Below are 16,325 nucleotides of genomic sequence, written 5' to 3' on the forward strand. Positions count from 1 at the left end.
TTTCATTTTAAATTATAACAGGTGAACCTGGGAAATATCAGCTGAAAGCGGGACCAAAAATGGGATTATGCCATGTATGGGAGAGGTTGAACCATAGTTATATAAGCCGGATCGGCCTATAGTTGGGGTACACCATTATTCAGGGAGGCTGGACTTGAGATGAACAAAATTACGTTTCTCGGTGCAGGCAGCACCGTTTTTGTCAAAAATGTATTAGGTGACGTCATGATGACCGAAGCACTGCAGGATTTTGAATTGGCCTTGTTTGATATTGATGCCGAGCGGCTGAATGATTCGGAGCGACTGCTGACCAGTATGGGCCGTTCTCTTGGAAGCCGTTGTTCCGTAAAAAAATACACAGACCGCAAAGAAGCACTGCGCGGTGCCAAATATGTCATTAACGCCATTCAAGTGGGCGGATATGATCCATGTACAATTACGGACTTCGAAATACCGAAGAAATACGGACTGCGTCAGACCATTGCTGACACCCTTGGCATTGGCGGTATCTTCCGTAATTTGCGTACCATTCCGGTCATGCTCGACTTTGCCCGGGACATGCAGGAAGTGTGTCCTGACGCCTGGTTCCTGAACTACACCAACCCGATGGCCGTACTGACTAATGTCATGAACGTGCATGGAGGGATCAAAACGGTAGGTCTGTGCCACAGCGTGCAGGTATGCGTGCCTCACTTATTTGAAGCGCTGGGAATGGATCAGACAGGCGTAGTTGCAAAAGTGGCAGGAATCAACCATATGGCCTGGCTGCTGGAAGTAACGAGAGATGGCCAGGATCTGTATCCGGAGATTAAACGTCTGGCGAGGGAGAAACAGAAGGAGCAGCATCATGATATGGTGCGTTTCGAGCTGATGAATCGTTTTGGATATTACGTAACGGAGTCTTCCGAGCACAATGCTGAGTACCATCCATACTTTATCAAACGGAATTATCCGGAATTGATCGAACGCTTCAACATCCCGCTGGATGAGTATCCGCGCCGCTGCGTGAACCAGATTGAAGGTTGGAAGGAAATGCGCGAGAAGCTGTTTGCCAGTGAACATATTGAACATACCCGCAGCCGCGAATACGCTTCGCATATCATGGAAGCGATGGAAACGGACCGTCCATACAAAATCGGCGGTAATGTAATGAATACCGGTCTAATTACCAACCTTCCTCGTGAGGCCTGTGTCGAGGTGCCATGTCTGGTGGACGGATCCGGAATCAGCCCAACATACATTGGCGACCTGCCTCCGCAGCTGGCGGCACTGAACCGCACCAACATCAACACCCAGCTGCTGACGATTGAAGCGGCCATGACGGGCAAAAAGGAACATATCTATCATGCCGCCATGCTGGATCCGCACACTGCTGCCGAGCTGTCCATTGATGACATCGTTGCCATGTGCGATGAACTGATCGAGGCTCATGGGGATTGGCTGCCGAAGTATACATCCTAAAGCAAAAGATCATTTTTATTTCATTGTTGATAAAAAAAGCGCCGAAGACCTCTGTAAATCCAGGAGGCTCCGGCGCTTTTTTATGGGATTCTTATTACATTTCCAAACTAATCCTGAAGCAAAAAGCGATAGCCAATTCCGGGCTCGGTCTGGATGAATCGCGGTTGCGTAGGGTCTTCCTTTAATTTTTTGCGCAGATGACCCACGTAGACCCTCAGATAATGACTATCAGATTCGTGATGATGCCCGCCCCATACCTGCTGCAGCAGCTGGCGCTGGGTAATGATCTTTCCGGCGTTGGAGGCCAGAACCTTGAGCATATCATACTCTGTGGGTGTTAATTTGATCGGCAAACCGTCCAGCTCCACCTGCCTTTGTGCCAGATCTACAGTGAGAGACCCAAAACGCAGCACAGGTTCATCGGTTGTCTTCGCCACATGCCGAAGTGCAACCCGAATCCGGGCAACCAGTTCACCCATGCCAAACGGCTTCGTTACATAGTCATCGGCCCCACCGTCAAGCGCAGCAATCTTGTCTTCCTCGCGTTCCTTCGCCGTCAGTACAATAATGGGCACCTGGGACCATTCGCGAACGCGATGCAGCACGTCCATCCCGGACATCCCCGGCAGACCCAGATCGAGTATGATCAGATCTGGATGAACGATACTCGCCTGAATGACAGCCTCGTCGCCATCTGCACATTCATGAATTTCGAATTGATGGGCCTGCAGGGTCACCTTCAGCAGTTTGCGAATCTGTGGTTCATCATCTACAACCAATATGCGAGCCCCTTGCGATGCCGTCATGTTACTCAACCTCTCCTTGTCCTCTATAGGGAAATAATGCTTCCGGCGCTTCCATGGGCAAACAGATGCTCATTCTTGTTCCGCCTCCTGGATTGGGATCTGCTTCAATCGTTCCTCCGTGAACTTCAACAATCCCTTTGCATATAGCCAGTCCCAGTCCTGTGCCCGTCACATGACGAGAGGATTCCGACCGGTAAAACTTTTCAAAAATCCGCTCCCTGTCAGCATCAGGAATACCTACACCATTGTCCGCTACCACAATGGTCAGCCTGGCGTTTCTCTCATCCCTCGTAACAGTAAGGACAATCTCGCTATAGTCAGGAGAATATTTAATGGCATTGCTGACCACATTGATCAGCACCTGTTCCAGCAGCACTTCATCTCCACATATAAATAACGGTTGATCCGGCAAATCCACACGAATGCTCCGATGCTTGCTGAATTCCCTTACTTGCGTTAACACCACGCTGATCATGTCCCCGACGTCACACCATTTCCTGCGCAGCTGCAGCATACCGCTCTCCAGCTTCACCATGCCCAGTAAATTGCTCACCAATCGGTTCATGCGCATGGCACCATCCCGAATATTGCCCGTCAGCTCCTTCCGGTCTTCCGGGGTAAATATGGCGTCATTCTCGATCAATCCTGTAGCGGATCCAATGATCGTCGTTAAGGGCGTCCGCAGTTCGTGGGACACAGAGTCCAGCAAAGCCGTGCGAATGCGCTCTGATTCGGCAGTCATCTGTGCCACCCTTGCTTCCTCTGCCAGTTTGACGCGAGCAATTGCACTGGCCGCCAGCCCTCCACAGGCCTCCAGCAATTGCAGCTGTTCCCGCTGCTCATGAATATCCCTGGCCTCCATACGGACGGCAAGCACGCCGTGTATCTGATCTTCCGTACGCAAGGGAACGTATAGACCCAAAGATTCCCGCAGGATGGTAGAACCTCTCCCCGCAGTTTCGCCATTCCTGTACACCCACTTGGCAATCGCGATCTCTGATTCCTCTCCACCCCAGACTGCGGTTCCCAGGTCATCGGCAGATGCTGTTACTTTCAGCTCATCATGAGCATCAGGCAAATATACGGCAGCCTGGGTACCCAGTGTGTATGATACTTGCTTCGCAATATGATGGAGCAGTGTATCCAGATCCGTAACAGCCGTCATCTGGCGGCTGAGCGCATACAATGAATTGGTAGTGGCTTCACGCTGCCTAACCATCTCCAGCTGCTGACGTAAGCGACTGGAAAGTGTGGCTGTTAAAACCGCTACGGCCAAATACACAATAAAGGAAAAAATATATCGCAGATCCGCAACGGTAAAACTGAGATTCGGAGGTACAAAAAAGAAGTCAAACATGATTACGCTAAGACTCGCTGCGTAGATTGCAGGGCCCAATCCCCAGTAAACGGCGCTCACCAAAATGGGAAACAGATAAATGAGTGAGACGTTAACCAGATCACTACTCATGCCGATGACATGAAGCAGTGGGGTTAATAAGGTAATGCCAATGGTTACCCATACATATTGGGAAACCCGGTGCAAAGGAGGATTCCCCTTCTCTTCTGTGTTTCGTTCAGGCACTGTACTGTTCACATCCCGCTTGGATCATAATCGTAATCTGCAACTATTAATACATCCATATGTCTGGACAGCCGTACCAGCCGATTGATCACCGATCCGGCACCACGATAGCCATTTAGCCACCAGAGCCTCTTCGCTTGACCAACCACCAGCTGCGTTGCTTTTTCCTCTGCTGCCTTGCTTGCCAAAATACTTGATACTTCCCTCAGTTTCTCACTGTGATGAATATGAAATTTCCCACCCAGCCTTATGGTTAGCTGTTCCAGGGCCTCCAGCTGATCCTTTACTTCGTCACTCATTGCCCTGCCTACATGTACATGATGTACATGCCATACGGCCTTCAACCGATAAGCCGTGCGAAAACCACGGCGAATTAACCGCTCCGCATGTTTGTCACTGCTTACACAGACAAAGACCGCTTCCTGTCTTCGCCAAGGGCCCCGAAGCGCACTTTTTTGCTCCTTCGCTTCCAGCCGTTCATCCACATCATCGGCCAGTTCACGCAGGGCAAGTTCCCGCAATGCAATCAGATTGCCAATGCGGAAGAAATTCGCAAGTGCCTGCTCCACCTTGGCTGCTGCATAGATTTTACCTTCCCGCATGCGCTGCCGCAAGGCCTGAGGTGCAACATCGATTAACTGCACTTCATCTGCCATTTGCAGAATCTGATCCGGTACCGTCTCCCGGACCCGAATTCCCGTAATGTGCTCTACGGCATCGTTCAGGCTTTCCAGATGCTGCACGTTAACAGTCGTGATTACCGAGATACCTGCATCCAGCAGATGAAGCACATCTTCGTAACGTTTTTTCCTTACGCTTCCGGGCACATTGGTATGGGCCAGTTCATCCACCAACACTACTTCCGGGCAAAGGCGAAGAATAGCCTCCGTATCCATCTCCTCCAGCGCTACTCCCTGATATGTCCGACGATCCCGTGGAATGACAAGCAGCTGTCCAATCTGTTCCATGGTCTCGGCCCGATTGTGCGTTTCCAGCAAGCCGATTCGGACATCAATGCCTTTGCGGAGCAGATCGTTGCCTTCCCGGAGCATCATATAGGTTTTGCCTACGCCCGGGGCTGCACCGATGTATACTTTGAATTTGCCTCTATGAATCTGGCCGATCTGTTTCTTCACTTCTTGATCGCTTAATCTGCGATAGGTTGTGCTGCGGGTATCCGGCAATTTCGCAGGAAGTAATCGTTCTCCATCCAGTTCGGTTCGGTCTGCAAGCAGGAACAGATCTACCCCCTGCAGCTTGTGCAGGAGCGAGTTGATGACTGAACCTTGCCATAACTCCTGCCAGCGGGTATGACGTGAGTGACCCATCACAATACGCGTAATCTGCTGCCTGGCAGCATAACGTGCCAAGGCGGATGGAATCCTGCGACGATGCGTCATGGGCAATTCCTCGAATGCTCCTCCGAATTTCTCCACCAGCTTGATCATGTTTCGGCGAAATACCGTGGCTTCCTTGGTTAATGCCTTCTTCATGTCGCGGAAAGTGACCACGCATAAATCACCATTCAGTCTCTTCGCAATCTGCTGCCCTCTTCGAATGTAAATGGATCCATTCCAATGATATTGGGTCGACACCAGCACCCGTTCCATGATGCCTGTTGTCATGGTAATACCCATCTCTTCCCGGTGTTCCCTCAGTGATTCATTGACTCCTTCGGCAACGAGTTTCAGCGCCAGTTCCCGTAAAATGCCCAAATTGCCTTGTCGAAACACTGCCTCTCCCTCATACCCCTTCAAATGTCCTTCGGCAAGCCGGGTCAAAACCGTTTCCGGTGTCACATCGATCAGCTTCACTTCGTCAGCCAATTCAAGTGTCCCCGCAGGAACGGTATAATCTGCCGCAATACCTGTAAGTTTACGGGCCAGTTCGGTATACCCTTCCAGCTCGTAGACGTTTACCGTTGTGATCACACTGATGTTGTGTTTCAGCAGATACTGAATATCCTCCAGCCTCGTAGCATGCAGAGCTCCCTCGCGGTTTCTATGCGCCAGTCCGTCAACGAGCACCACTTCCGGATTGCGCTCCAGCAGAGCTTCAATATTGAGATCCTTCATCTCCATGCCATCTCTCTGACGGCACCAGTGGATACTCGGAATCCGTTCAAGCTCGCCGAGCTGTTCCACGGTTTCCGGTCTTTGCATGGTCGATACCGCGCAGATCACCACATCAATGCCTTGCTGGCGCAGCGTATTTCCTTCTCTTAACATATGATAGGTTTTGCCAGAACCGCTGACCGGACCGATATAGATGGTGAGCGTGCCCTGCTGCAGCTTCGTAATCATCTTCAGGAGGTCCTCGGCTGATCTGCGCTTGAAGCTTTCATGCATTCGTTGATGTCTCCTTTCCACTCCCAATTTATCGAAAATGGAGAAAGCCCCTTCCGAAATCCGGAAGAAGGCCAATGATAGATAAGGCGATTTATGCCGCTTTTGACTTGAGCTCAGATATATTTCTGCAGGCTAATTGAGCTCTGCTGTCAGCGCCAGATTCAGTGCAGTCACATTGACACGAGGCTCTCCGAATATGCCGAGCTGACGCCCTTGAACATGCGCTTCCACAAGTTCTACGAGCTGCTGCTCACTAAGACCTGTCGCCTGACTAATTCGCGGGATCTGTGCTTTTGCTGCTTCCGGTGAAAGGTCAGGATCCAGACCTGAGCCCGAACCCGTCACCAGATCGGCAGGAATCTGCTGTAGTGTGGGATTTTCCTGTCTAAGCTGAGCAATCTTATCTTTCATCTCACCAATATACTCCGCCGAAGCTACTGCCCGATTGGAGCCTGCCGATGCCGTCGGGTCATAACTCGCGTTTGATGCACGGGGTTGGAACATGGCCGGTGATTTTACTTCCTGTGCCAGCAGGGATGAACCGATCACTTTTCCGTTTTGGGTAATCAGGCTCCCATTCGCTTCTGCTGGAAACAGCAGCTGTGCCGCAGCAGTCGTCACCATCGGATACACGATGCCGCAGATCAGCATAAGTACAACTGACAAGCGGATGGCAGGCAGTATGGTCTTCATATCAGTCACATCCTGAATTCGTTATTTTAAAACAAAATTGAGCGTTACACTGTATCACTTCGATTACAGCCCCATCTTCCGATCGCTGTAATCCACGGATTTTTTGATCTATTCTCCTAATGGAGAAAATCCGTGGATAGCTTAGGCTTCCGAAGTAGCTTTCTTGCAGAAAGCTTTTAGGCGAACACTTCGTTTCTACAGATTTGTTCTGCCCTCTCTGTTTTCGTGTAAAAAGGAGTCCAATTTATAGGAGTTAGTGTCACACCAGATGAAGCCCCGAAAGAATCAGGTCAATCAGCTTAATCCCGATAAAGGGTACGATCACGCCACCCACGCCATAGATCAACACATTGCGTCCGAGCAGCCGCTCGGCTGACATGGCCCGGTACTTCACGCCCTTCATCGCAATCGGAATGAGCAGCGGGATGATGATTGCGTTAAAGATCAATGCCGACAGAATGGCCGATTGCGGTGAAGCCAGATTCATAATATTCAGCGATTGGAGCTGCGGCATGGCGATAATAAACATCGCCGGGATAATGGCAAAGTATTTCGCAATATCATTCGATATCGAAAAGGTGGTTAGCGCCCCGCGTGTAATCAAAAGCTGCTTCCCAATGGAGACCACCGACAGAAGCTTGGTCGGGTCGGAATCAAGGTCAATCATGTTGGCCGCTTCCTTGGCCGCCATGGTACCCGAATTCATCGCCAGGCCCACATCGGCCTGCGCCAGGGCAGGCGCATCATTGGTCCCGTCGCCGGTCATGGCGACGAGCTTGCCTGCCTGCTGCTCTTTTTTGATCGCGGCGATCTTGTCTTCCGGCTTCGCTTCAGCAATAAAGTCATCCACGCCTGCTTCCAGTGCAATCGTGGCTGCTGTAAGAGGGTTGTCGCCTGTACACATGATCGTTTTGATGCCCATGGACCGCATCTCGGCAAACTTCTCCTTCAGACCCGGCTTCACTGTATCCTTCAGGTAGATTACACCGTAGATCCGGTCATCGATCGCAACAGCAAGGGGAGTGCCTCCAGCCTTGGCAATGCGATTGGCGATGTCATCCAGATCGGCAGGAATTCGTCCACCCCGGGAAGCAATATGATGCTTGATGGCATCCACTGCGCCCTTGCGAATCTGCATTCCGCTGCCAAGATTGAGACCCGACATACGGGTCTCGGCGGTAAACTCCACACTTTCCGCATCTGCATATTCCTGCTCTGGCCAGCGCTCTCCCTGCTTGCCTGCAAGCTCCACCACGGAGCGTCCTTCCGGCGTCTCATCACGAACCGAGGCCTGCAGCGCTGCCCGGGTCATCTCCTGCACGGTCACACCCTGAACGGGAATGAACTCGGAGGCCATGCGATTTCCGTACGTAATTGTTCCGGTCTTATCCAGAATCAGCGTATCAATATCCCCTGCCGCTTCCACTGCTTTCCCTGACATGGCGAGCACGTTGAACTGCGTGACCCGGTCCATTCCGGCAATCCCGATTGCGGACAACAGGCCCCCTATTGTTGTAGGAATAAGGCAAACCAGCAAGGCAATCAGTGTCGCCAAATCAAGGCGAATGCCTAGGTAACTCGCCATCGGAACCATCGTCAGAATGACGATCAGGAAAATCAGGGTCAATACGGCCAGCAGCGTGGTCAGCGCGATTTCGTTTGGCGTTTTCTGACGCTGCGCACCTTCAACCAGAGAGATCATCCGGTCAAGGAAGGATTCTCCCGGATCGGTCTGTACCCGCATGACGATATAGTCGGAAGTGACTCGTGTACCTCCCGTTACGGAGGAAAAATCACCGCCTGCTTCCTTGATGACCGGAGCTGATTCACCCGTGATGGCCGATTCGTCTATGGAGGCCAATCCTTCAATAATCTCGCCGTCCGTGGGGATCAGTTCTCCTGCTTCCACGCGGACAATATCTCCCTTTTTCAACTGAGTCGATGATACTTGCCGAATTGTCCCATCCTTTTGCATCAATTTGGCGGTCGTATCCGATTTCGTCTTGCGCAGGGTATCTGCCTGGGCTTTGCCCCGGCCTTCGGCGAGCGCTTCAGCAAAGTTGGCAAACAGCAGTGTGAACAACAGGATGAGGAACACCGCAACGTTGTACCCCCGTCCCGCTTCCGATGCAGCAAAAAGATCCGGATCGATACATAAGAGCAGCGTGATGAACGTGCCAACTTCCACGATAAACATGACGGGATTTTTGATCATGACCATCGGATTAAGTTTCTTAAAGGCGTCCAGAGAAGCCTGCCGTACGATGTCCCCGCTTAATCTCCTTTTGCCTGGACCTTGTTGGCGGGGATTAATCTCCTTTCCCTCACCCTTTCCGCTTGGTCTGTATGTTTCGTTGTCTGTTTCTGCAATTGCTTGATTACTTGTTCCTTCCACCATGTGTTCCTTCTTTCGCTCTATAGCACCCATTAATTTCGTGCACCTCCATGCTCAATGTCCTTGCTGTACTTCCCGTATCTCATTCATAGACTGTCTGCCCGTTACCGGAGCATCGCCAAATGCTCAGCGATCGGCCCAAGCGCCAGTGATGGGAAGAAGGTGAGCGCTCCGACCACCACAATCATCATCACCAGAATCCCTGCAAATAAAGGGGTATGTGTGCGAAGTGTACCCGTTGTTACCGGAACTATTCGTTTCGTTGCCAGGGATCCTGCAATCGCGAGCATGGCAATCATGGAGATGTACCTTCCCAGAAGCATCACCACACCAATGGCGATATTGTAAAAGTCGGTATTGGCATTCAGTCCGGCAAAAGCGGACCCATTATTGGCAGCACCCGATGCAAAAGCATAAAGCACTTCGGTCAGGCCATGCATGCCTGAATTTGAAATCGAGGCTACCGCTTCGGGCCGCATAAGCGCCAGCGCAGTTGGAGCCAAAATAATTAAGGGATGAATCAGCAGCGCAATCGATGCGAGCTTTACTTCTTTCCCTTCAATTTTTTTGCCCAGAAATTCAGGTGTCCGTCCTACCATCAGTCCGGAGATAAACACGGCCAGAATGACGTACAGCAATCCGTTAAGCAGGCCTACCCCTTTACCGCCAAATACGTTATTGAGCATCATTTCGGCAAGTGCCACCATTCCGCCGAGCGGCGTGAGCGACTCATGCATATTGTTGACGGATCCCGTTGTCGCAGCTGTAGTCACTGCCGTGAATAACGCCGATTCGGCTATCCCAAACCTGACCTCTTTCCCCTCCATGTTCCCTTGAATGCCGGCGGCATCCAGCGCAGGTACACCGCGGTACTCCGATACAAAAACAGTCGTGAGCATCACGAGAAACAGAAAGCTCATCGCTGCAAACAATGCCCAGCCTTGCTTCCGGTTGTTTACCATCAGTCCGAATGCATACACCAGTGCAGTGGGCAGCAGCATCATGCAGACAATGTGGAGCAGATTCGCCAGCGCCGTTGGATTCTCGAAGGGATGTGCTGCATTGGTTCCAAACCAGCCGCCGCCATTCGTACCAATGTGTTTAATCGACTCGAGTGAAGCAACCAATCCGCGAGTGATTGTCTGCTCTCCGCCTTCCAGCGTGGTCGCGTTCACCGCCCCTGCCAGCGTCTGTGGCACACCCTGAAAGACCAGGAATAAGGCCACAATGAAGCTCAGCGGTAAAAAGATTCTTGTAATCGACCGTACCAGGTCGACATAAAAGTTCCCCAGTTCATCCCTCCGGCCAACCAGTCCGCGGATGAATGCAATTGCTACAGCGAAGCCCGTTGCCGCCGATGTAAACATCGGGAACGTCACGGCCAGCATCTGTGACAGATACGACAGGGCATTCTCGCCCGTATACGACTGCCAGTTGGTGTTGGTCATGAAGGATGCTGCTGTATTAAACGCCTGCGCTGCAGGCATGTTGCTGATGCCATCCGGGTTGAGCGGCAGAAACTGCTGCAGCCGCAGCACCAAAAACATCAAAATCAACATGACAAAGTTGGAAATGAGCACAGCTGAAAGGTACTTTTTCCAGCCCATCGACTCATTCTCCCGAACCCCCATTAATCGATAGAGCAGTCGTTCAGGTCCTCCAAAGATCCGGTCCAGTCCTGTCCGCTTGCCATCGAATACCTTGACCAGATAACTACCCACCGGTTTTACCAGCAGGATGATGATCAGCAGCGTGACCGCCACTTGTAATAAACCGCTACCCATATCCATAGTTCCTCCCTAATCTGCGATCCAAATGATTCAGAATTTCTCCGGCTTCACGAGCACATAGCCCAGATAGACCATAAGTGCCAGTACAATCATTCCTATAGCGGTCATATGCATCTTCCCCTCTCTGGCTATAGCCCTAGGCTCTCTCGCAGAATTTAATGAAACCCCAGAACACCACGAACAGCAGTACAACCAATCCGATCATTGCAGCATCACTGACCATATGCCCTTCCTCCCTCTCTCTACCGTTCTTCCAACCTGCTACGTGTAAAATCTTATACCTGAACGCTGTAAAAAGGGGGTAAAGAAATCCCTGCCAGGGTGTAAAAAAAACGTAAAAATAGACCCGTTCCTTCGCCAATGGCTGAAAGAAAACGGGTCTATCGGTGATTTGACCTTTATCCAAACGGATTCTGCGCCCATTGCAGCAGTCTCTTTTTCGTGATTTTGCCGTGGGATGTGTGCTTGATGACCTGCCCTTGATCCAGGAGCAGCACCTGTGGTGATTCATGATGTACCTCTGTTTCCTCCGCAATCCGGCGGGAGAGCGGGCGATTCTCGATGACTTTGACGATATGATAGTCCATCTGCTGTCTGGGATCGGACGCATTGGAGCCCACAAATGCCATAAACTCGCGGTACGCTCTCGCGCTGATCGGGCAGGTGGTGCTGTGCTTCAGGATGAGTACGGGATGATCCTCCGAAGATTGAAGTGCCTCTTCCCAGTCTTCCTGTCTACGGAGTTCACGGACATGTTCCTTCAACATATCTTCCGTACCGGCAATCGCCCGTTTGCTTACCACTGATCCAATCACAACGCCAAGGGCCACGCCAAAAGCAATGCCGAGTGCGAGCTGATCCGTTGCCGTACCAATGCTCACTCCGAGTGCTAGGCCTAATCCAAGCCATAGAGCTTGGGGATTCACTTTTTTCTCCATGGTGATCATCCTTTCAGAGCATATGTATAATAAGGTTCTATAACAATTTTCTGTCCTGTATTCTCCTCAAATTATACCATAGGCATGCCTTTGGTCGACTTTTATAAAATGCATCTCCGGGTATATACTTGTGATACACTGATTGTAAATTGGAAACGATGAATGGAGAAACAATGGGGAAAGGCGGAATCACGAAATGACATATGCTTTTATGATAGAACCTCAGCATTACATTCCCCTGGACAACGATGAGGAACTCATTGAAAAGTGCCAGGAGTGGGGCCTGCTTTCGGGTAAAGCAACCAAGCTCAAAACGTTCTACTATAAAGGAAACGGACTGAACACGCCCTGTACCATCATTGGTTATGTGGATCATATGGCTGCCGTCATCCAACTGGATAATGAACAGAAACACTGCATTCATCCCTCTTATCTGAAAGAGATGCAAGCGTCGAGCTACAATGTAAGAGCCGTGGCGGCAGCAGAAACGGATAAGGCGAGTGAGCCATTGAACATATCCCGGACAGAGGACACAGCTCATGCTGTTACTGCTTCAGTCGACGTGGATGCCATATCCGATTCAGACGGTATTCCATCTGATCTGAATGACATGGACATCGATGCCGGGGAAAGCCATTCCGGACTGAAAGGTGACCCAGATGGACTTGTAGAGGAATATGTTGGCCCACAAGGCGGGACAAGCAGTGAATCTAAACCGAAGGCGAAGACGGCAAGCAAGGCGAAATCGGTCAAGATTGACCTGCCTGAAGGCAAAGTGAAAATGACGGCAGTCGTCAAGGAATTTACAACGGTTCCAAACCATTTCTCCGACAATGATGATGAAGTTATCGTTTATGAAGGAGTGGCCATCACCGAGCCTGATCACGTTGAACTTGGTGAAGCCTGGTCCAGCCATAGTGCCACGATGAAAAAGCAGGAGCTTGAAGTCGGGGATGTCCTGACTTTTGAAGCAAAGATCATTAAGAAGAAGCTCACTCGAAATCCGGTGCCCTATAAGATCAACAATCCTTCCAAGATTCAAAAGCAAGTCTAGGCCAAAAAGACCTCCAGCTCGCGTGATGAAAATCAGGCAGTGGAGGTCTTTGCTTTTTAAGGATAGCGTCGAAGACAATTAGCTAGGCTTGGCCAGGTGTACAGCTAATTTGGAACTGAACGCCGTACTTGTCCGTAACCATGCCGTATGCCGGGCTCCAGAATGTCTCCTGGATTGGCATTTTCACCTCTCCGCCATCTTCGAGTTTATTGAAGATGTGCTTGGCTTCATCTGCGGTATCCGTATTCACGGTAACACTGATGTTGTTACCAATGACATGAGGCATGCCAGGGAACGTATCCGACAACATGAGCACTGAGCCCCCGATCTGCAGAGAAGCATGCATGATACGGTCCTTGGCTTCTGGCGGAATCGGATGATCCGGACTTGACGGACCTTCACCGAATGTCTGAATTGCCAACACTTCTGCGTTAAAAACCTCTTTGTAGAACGCGACTGCTTCCTTTCCGTTTCCATCCGTTACAAGATACACATTCAGACTAATCGCCATGCGTTCTTCATCTCCTTAAGCTCATGTTTTGATAACCATTCCTGCCGCTTGCGACATGAGTATATAGGACAGGTTGTCCTTTGACAAGCAGGTATTTCCTTCTTTAAAGCAATACCCTTTCCGGTCAGATCTTATCCCCGGACTCTCTTGATATAACGGGTCAGCAAAATACATATTCCCGGTACAAGCACCGCGAAGCTGGCATAGATCAGACACCACTTCAAGAGGGTGAAGATGGGTGTTATTTCGGCTATCACGGGTGTGCGTCCAGGATAACGAAGCATAACGATGGAGCAGAATACAAGAAGGACGAATCCGGTGAAGCCCCTCCGCCCGTATAAACAAAACAACCACCTCCCGAACTCGTGTCGGTAAGATGGCTGATCAAAGGACTATATGGATTTATTCTTCTTAACGATGTCGGCAATCTCGCTCTCCAGCAACAAATACCGATGTACGCTTCGCATAATGGGCACCTTGGTTAACTTGTTTTTGTCCACATACAGTTTCATTTGATCTTTAGATAAACCGAGCAGATTACCTGCCTCCGAAACCGTCAGTACAACCGCGGGGTTTGTCGCATTAAATGTTTTTTTCACCTTTTGATTCCAGTCCTCGAATACCTGCATAGATCAGTGATCTCTCCCATCCATAGCCAGTAAATTTCCAGGCTGAATAGATTCAGTATATCACACTTGTGACGATCGTAACTTGATCCTTGCACAGAACCAATATATGTTAGCTTACCGAGAGGACACTCGCAGATCGGTCTGCACGAATACAATCGTGTAAAAGAGCCAAAAAAGCCACTTTAAAGTAAAGTGGCCCGAGATATAAAATCGAATGATTGCCTTATGCTTCTTTCCAAAATCGGCGCAGGTTGTCCATCGCAATTCGGGATGCGGACTTACACTCTTCCATGCCTTCGAATTCAACCGTAATGTTGCCATCATATCCGAATTCCTTGATCAACTTCACAATTTTCCGGATTGGGATATCTCCATGCCCCACAATGGCTCCGCGCAGAAAATTGCCATGAGTTGTGGTGAACCAATCACCGCCACCCGGATGTTCATCATATGGACGGAAATAAAAGTCCTTGAAATGAACCAGGGAAGCGTATGGCAAGTTCTTCATGACACCGATTATCGGATGCTCATCCACACACATAAAATTGCCAATGTCCAGCGTTGTTTTGAAATTGGGGCGGTCTACAGCTTGCAGTACTCGTTGCACCCGATCGCTTGCCTGCACACTGAACCCATGGTTCTCAATCGTCGTTGTAATGCCGAACTGTGCGGCATAGTCCGCGATAATCTGGCTTCCCCGAACCATGAGCGGCAAATGCTGCTCAAACCAGGTAATGGTCATGTTTTCTTTCGGCAAGGTAAAGGCCGTCACGTCATGACGCATATGTTTGACACCCATTCGGTGCACGACATCGACATGCCTTTTGACCCGGGCCATTTCTTCCTCAAAAGCCTCTTCCGTCTCCTGTACAAAATTGGCTGGCATCGAATAATTGGACAGCTCTATGCCTGCGGAAGCAGCACGCTCCCGAATCGCATCAGCCAGCTCCGGGTTATCTTCCACCGTGTAGCCGTACGGGACCATTTCCATATGCTCGCCGCCATTTGCCGCAATCCAGTCGATCACGTCCAGAACCGTCATCTCGCCCGACTTCAAATCGTTCAACAAGCTATACGTACTCAGGCCCACTTTCATCTTCTCAGCTCCCTAACGGTATTGTTTGATAAATTCAACCGCCTTGCGGATATCCTGTTCAGGCTGATTGCCGACTTCGCGCTCAATCGTCAGGTACCCTGTATAACCAATCTCCTGAAGGGCAGCAAAATAGCTGTCAAAATCCACTCCACCCTCTCCGAGCGGCACCTCGCGGAAAAAGGTTCCTGAGGATACCATTTCGGCAATTTTCTCATGATCCATCGGCGCATAGCCCACTGCACCGTATACATCCCTTGGATCGACTTCCTTCAGGCGTACACCATCCTTCACATGGGTATGTACGATGTAGTCCTTCAGCAGACGCACACCCTGAGCCGGGTCATCACCCGTCACCATCACCATGTTAGCCGGGTCAAAATTGACTGAAACCCCGTTTGTTGAGAGGGTATCCAGAAATCCTTTCAAATCAGCTGCCGTCTCCGGTCCTGTCTCAATTGCAAAGTACGCTCCTGCACTTTTTGCATACTGACCAAGCTCTTCACATGCTGCGTGCAGCGTAGCGTATACCTCTGAGGCAGGGTCATGCGGGACAATGCCGATATGGGTCGTCACAATATTGGTACCCAGATCAAGAGCCAGATCCACGATACGCTTGGACTTCTCGACTTTCCATAGGTTATCTTCCTTCACCTGAAATCCGTGACCGCCCAGGTCGCCGACCAGGGCTGAAATTTCAAGACCCAGGGAATCAATATAGCTTTTTAGCTCCTTGCGTGCCGCGGGAGACAGATTTTCCGGATCCATCTCTCCCTTGACCGCATAGATTTGCACACCTTCCGCACCCACATCCTTGGCCTTTTTCAACCCTTCACGTACACCTACGCCGAAGCTATCCACGATTACACCGATCTTGTTCGTTAATGTCATGTCATGCCCTCCCGTGAATTGGTATTTTCAAAACAGGATACTGTCTGAGCCGATAATCAGATGATATAAACGTCAATAATAGAGAAGCGAATCTTCCTCGACTCTTCCTCATCATAACTAAAGTATGAGTCGCC

General features: G+C 50.4%; 14 protein-coding genes. 2 read left to right on the forward strand and 12 right to left on the reverse strand.

The window, feature by feature from the left end:
- The first annotated feature begins 159 nt into the window (after positions 1 to 159).
- On the forward strand, positions 160 to 1,461 hold the full coding sequence (gene melA, locus ABIC22_RS08485; protein WP_127540513.1) for an alpha-glucosidase/alpha-galactosidase: 1,302 nt from the start codon (positions 160 to 162) through the stop codon (positions 1,459 to 1,461).
- 107 nt (positions 1,462 to 1,568) lie between these two features.
- Here melA and ABIC22_RS08490 read toward each other — a convergent pair whose 3' ends face one another.
- The 8 genes from ABIC22_RS08490 to ytxJ form a co-directional block, all read right to left on the reverse strand.
- Entirely contained in the window at positions 1,569 to 2,267 is a 699-nt protein-coding gene (locus tag ABIC22_RS08490) for a response regulator (protein ID WP_251643590.1), read from the reverse strand.
- A 1-nt stretch (position 2,268) separates the two neighbouring features.
- Positions 2,269 to 3,849 carry an ATP-binding protein gene (locus ABIC22_RS08495; protein WP_354480133.1) on the reverse strand — a complete coding sequence of 527 codons (1,581 nt, stop codon included), beginning with the start codon at positions 3,847 to 3,849 and terminating at the stop codon, positions 2,269 to 2,271.
- A gap of 8 nt (positions 3,850 to 3,857) precedes the next feature.
- Positions 3,858 to 6,197 (reverse strand): histidine kinase, encoded by a 2,340-nt coding sequence (locus ABIC22_RS08500; protein WP_354480136.1) that lies wholly within the window; start codon positions 6,195 to 6,197, stop codon positions 3,858 to 3,860.
- A gap of 132 nt (positions 6,198 to 6,329) precedes the next feature.
- On the reverse strand, positions 6,330 to 6,890 hold the full coding sequence (gene kdpC / locus ABIC22_RS08505) for a potassium-transporting ATPase subunit KdpC (protein ID WP_354480139.1): 561 nt from the start codon (positions 6,888 to 6,890) through the stop codon (positions 6,330 to 6,332).
- Positions 6,891 to 7,149: 259 nt separating this feature from the next.
- A complete protein-coding gene (kdpB, locus tag ABIC22_RS08510; protein WP_354480142.1) occupies positions 7,150 to 9,318 on the reverse strand; it encodes a potassium-transporting ATPase subunit KdpB in 2,169 nt (722 codons plus the stop codon).
- A gap of 71 nt (positions 9,319 to 9,389) precedes the next feature.
- Entirely contained in the window at positions 9,390 to 11,069 is a 1,680-nt protein-coding gene (kdpA, locus tag ABIC22_RS08515; protein ID WP_354480145.1) for a potassium-transporting ATPase subunit KdpA, read from the reverse strand.
- A 36-nt stretch (positions 11,070 to 11,105) separates the two neighbouring features.
- Positions 11,106 to 11,189, reverse strand: a complete 84-nt coding sequence (locus tag ABIC22_RS08520) for a potassium-transporting ATPase subunit F (protein ID WP_354485906.1) — start codon at positions 11,187 to 11,189, stop codon at positions 11,106 to 11,108.
- 284 nt (positions 11,190 to 11,473) lie between these two features.
- A complete protein-coding gene (ytxJ, locus tag ABIC22_RS08525; RefSeq protein WP_261780164.1) occupies positions 11,474 to 12,013 on the reverse strand; it encodes a bacillithiol system redox-active protein YtxJ in 540 nt (179 codons plus the stop codon).
- Positions 12,014 to 12,209: 196 nt separating this feature from the next.
- Here ytxJ and ABIC22_RS08530 point away from each other — a divergent pair, with 196 nt between their 5' ends.
- Positions 12,210 to 13,067: a hypothetical protein gene (locus tag ABIC22_RS08530; protein WP_354480148.1), complete on the forward strand. Its 858-nt coding sequence runs from the start codon at positions 12,210 to 12,212 to the stop codon at positions 13,065 to 13,067.
- Positions 13,068 to 13,149: 82 nt separating this feature from the next.
- Here ABIC22_RS08530 and ABIC22_RS08535 read toward each other — a convergent pair whose 3' ends face one another.
- The 4 genes from ABIC22_RS08535 to ABIC22_RS08550 form a co-directional block, all read right to left on the reverse strand.
- Positions 13,150 to 13,578, reverse strand: coding sequence for a VOC family protein (locus ABIC22_RS08535; protein ID WP_127540525.1), 429 nt, complete (start codon positions 13,576 to 13,578; stop codon positions 13,150 to 13,152).
- A gap of 392 nt (positions 13,579 to 13,970) precedes the next feature.
- Positions 13,971 to 14,207 carry a MerR family transcriptional regulator gene (locus ABIC22_RS08540; protein ID WP_127540527.1) on the reverse strand — a complete coding sequence of 79 codons (237 nt, stop codon included), beginning with the start codon at positions 14,205 to 14,207 and terminating at the stop codon, positions 13,971 to 13,973.
- 223 nt (positions 14,208 to 14,430) lie between these two features.
- Complete coding sequence (locus tag ABIC22_RS08545; RefSeq protein WP_354480153.1) at positions 14,431 to 15,303, reverse strand: sugar phosphate isomerase/epimerase family protein; 873 nt, start codon at positions 15,301 to 15,303, stop codon at positions 14,431 to 14,433.
- Positions 15,304 to 15,315: 12 nt separating this feature from the next.
- Positions 15,316 to 16,191 carry a sugar phosphate isomerase/epimerase family protein gene (locus ABIC22_RS08550; protein WP_354480155.1) on the reverse strand — a complete coding sequence of 292 codons (876 nt, stop codon included), beginning with the start codon at positions 16,189 to 16,191 and terminating at the stop codon, positions 15,316 to 15,318.
- Positions 16,192 to 16,325 lie beyond the last annotated feature (134 nt).

The organism is Paenibacillus sp. PvP094 (assembly GCF_040546835.1).
Taxonomy (GTDB): Bacteria; Bacillota; Bacilli; order Paenibacillales; family Paenibacillaceae; genus Paenibacillus; species Paenibacillus illinoisensis.

What these genes read in the sequence shown, in the direction of transcription:
- ABIC22_RS08550 (WP_354480155.1), bottom strand. Translation starts at nt 16,191, where the DNA reads ATGACATTAACGAACAAGATCGGTGTAATCGTGGATAGCTTCGGCGTA.
- ytxJ (WP_261780164.1), bottom strand. Translation starts at nt 12,013, where the DNA reads ATGGAGAAAAAAGTGAATCCCCAAGCTCTATGGCTTGGATTAGGCCTA.
- melA (WP_127540513.1), top strand. Translation starts at nt 160, where the DNA reads ATGAACAAAATTACGTTTCTCGGTGCAGGCAGCACCGTTTTTGTCAAA.
- ABIC22_RS08490 (WP_251643590.1), bottom strand. Translation starts at nt 2,267, where the DNA reads ATGACGGCATCGCAAGGGGCTCGCATATTGGTTGTAGATGATGAACCA.
- ABIC22_RS08530 (WP_354480148.1), top strand. Translation starts at nt 12,210, where the DNA reads ATGACATATGCTTTTATGATAGAACCTCAGCATTACATTCCCCTGGAC.
- kdpB (WP_354480142.1), bottom strand. Translation starts at nt 9,318, where the DNA reads ATGGGTGCTATAGAGCGAAAGAAGGAACACATGGTGGAAGGAACAAGT.
- ABIC22_RS08500 (WP_354480136.1), bottom strand. Translation starts at nt 6,197, where the DNA reads ATGCATGAAAGCTTCAAGCGCAGATCAGCCGAGGACCTCCTGAAGATG.
- ABIC22_RS08540 (WP_127540527.1), bottom strand. Translation starts at nt 14,207, where the DNA reads ATGCAGGTATTCGAGGACTGGAATCAAAAGGTGAAAAAAACATTTAAT.
- ABIC22_RS08520 (WP_354485906.1), bottom strand. Translation starts at nt 11,189, where the DNA reads ATGCATATGACCGCTATAGGAATGATTGTACTGGCACTTATGGTCTAT.
- ABIC22_RS08535 (WP_127540525.1), bottom strand. Translation starts at nt 13,578, where the DNA reads ATGGCGATTAGTCTGAATGTGTATCTTGTAACGGATGGAAACGGAAAG.
- kdpA (WP_354480145.1), bottom strand. Translation starts at nt 11,069, where the DNA reads ATGGGTAGCGGTTTATTACAAGTGGCGGTCACGCTGCTGATCATCATC.
- kdpC (WP_354480139.1), bottom strand. Translation starts at nt 6,890, where the DNA reads ATGAAGACCATACTGCCTGCCATCCGCTTGTCAGTTGTACTTATGCTG.
- ABIC22_RS08545 (WP_354480153.1), bottom strand. Translation starts at nt 15,303, where the DNA reads ATGAAAGTGGGCCTGAGTACGTATAGCTTGTTGAACGATTTGAAGTCG.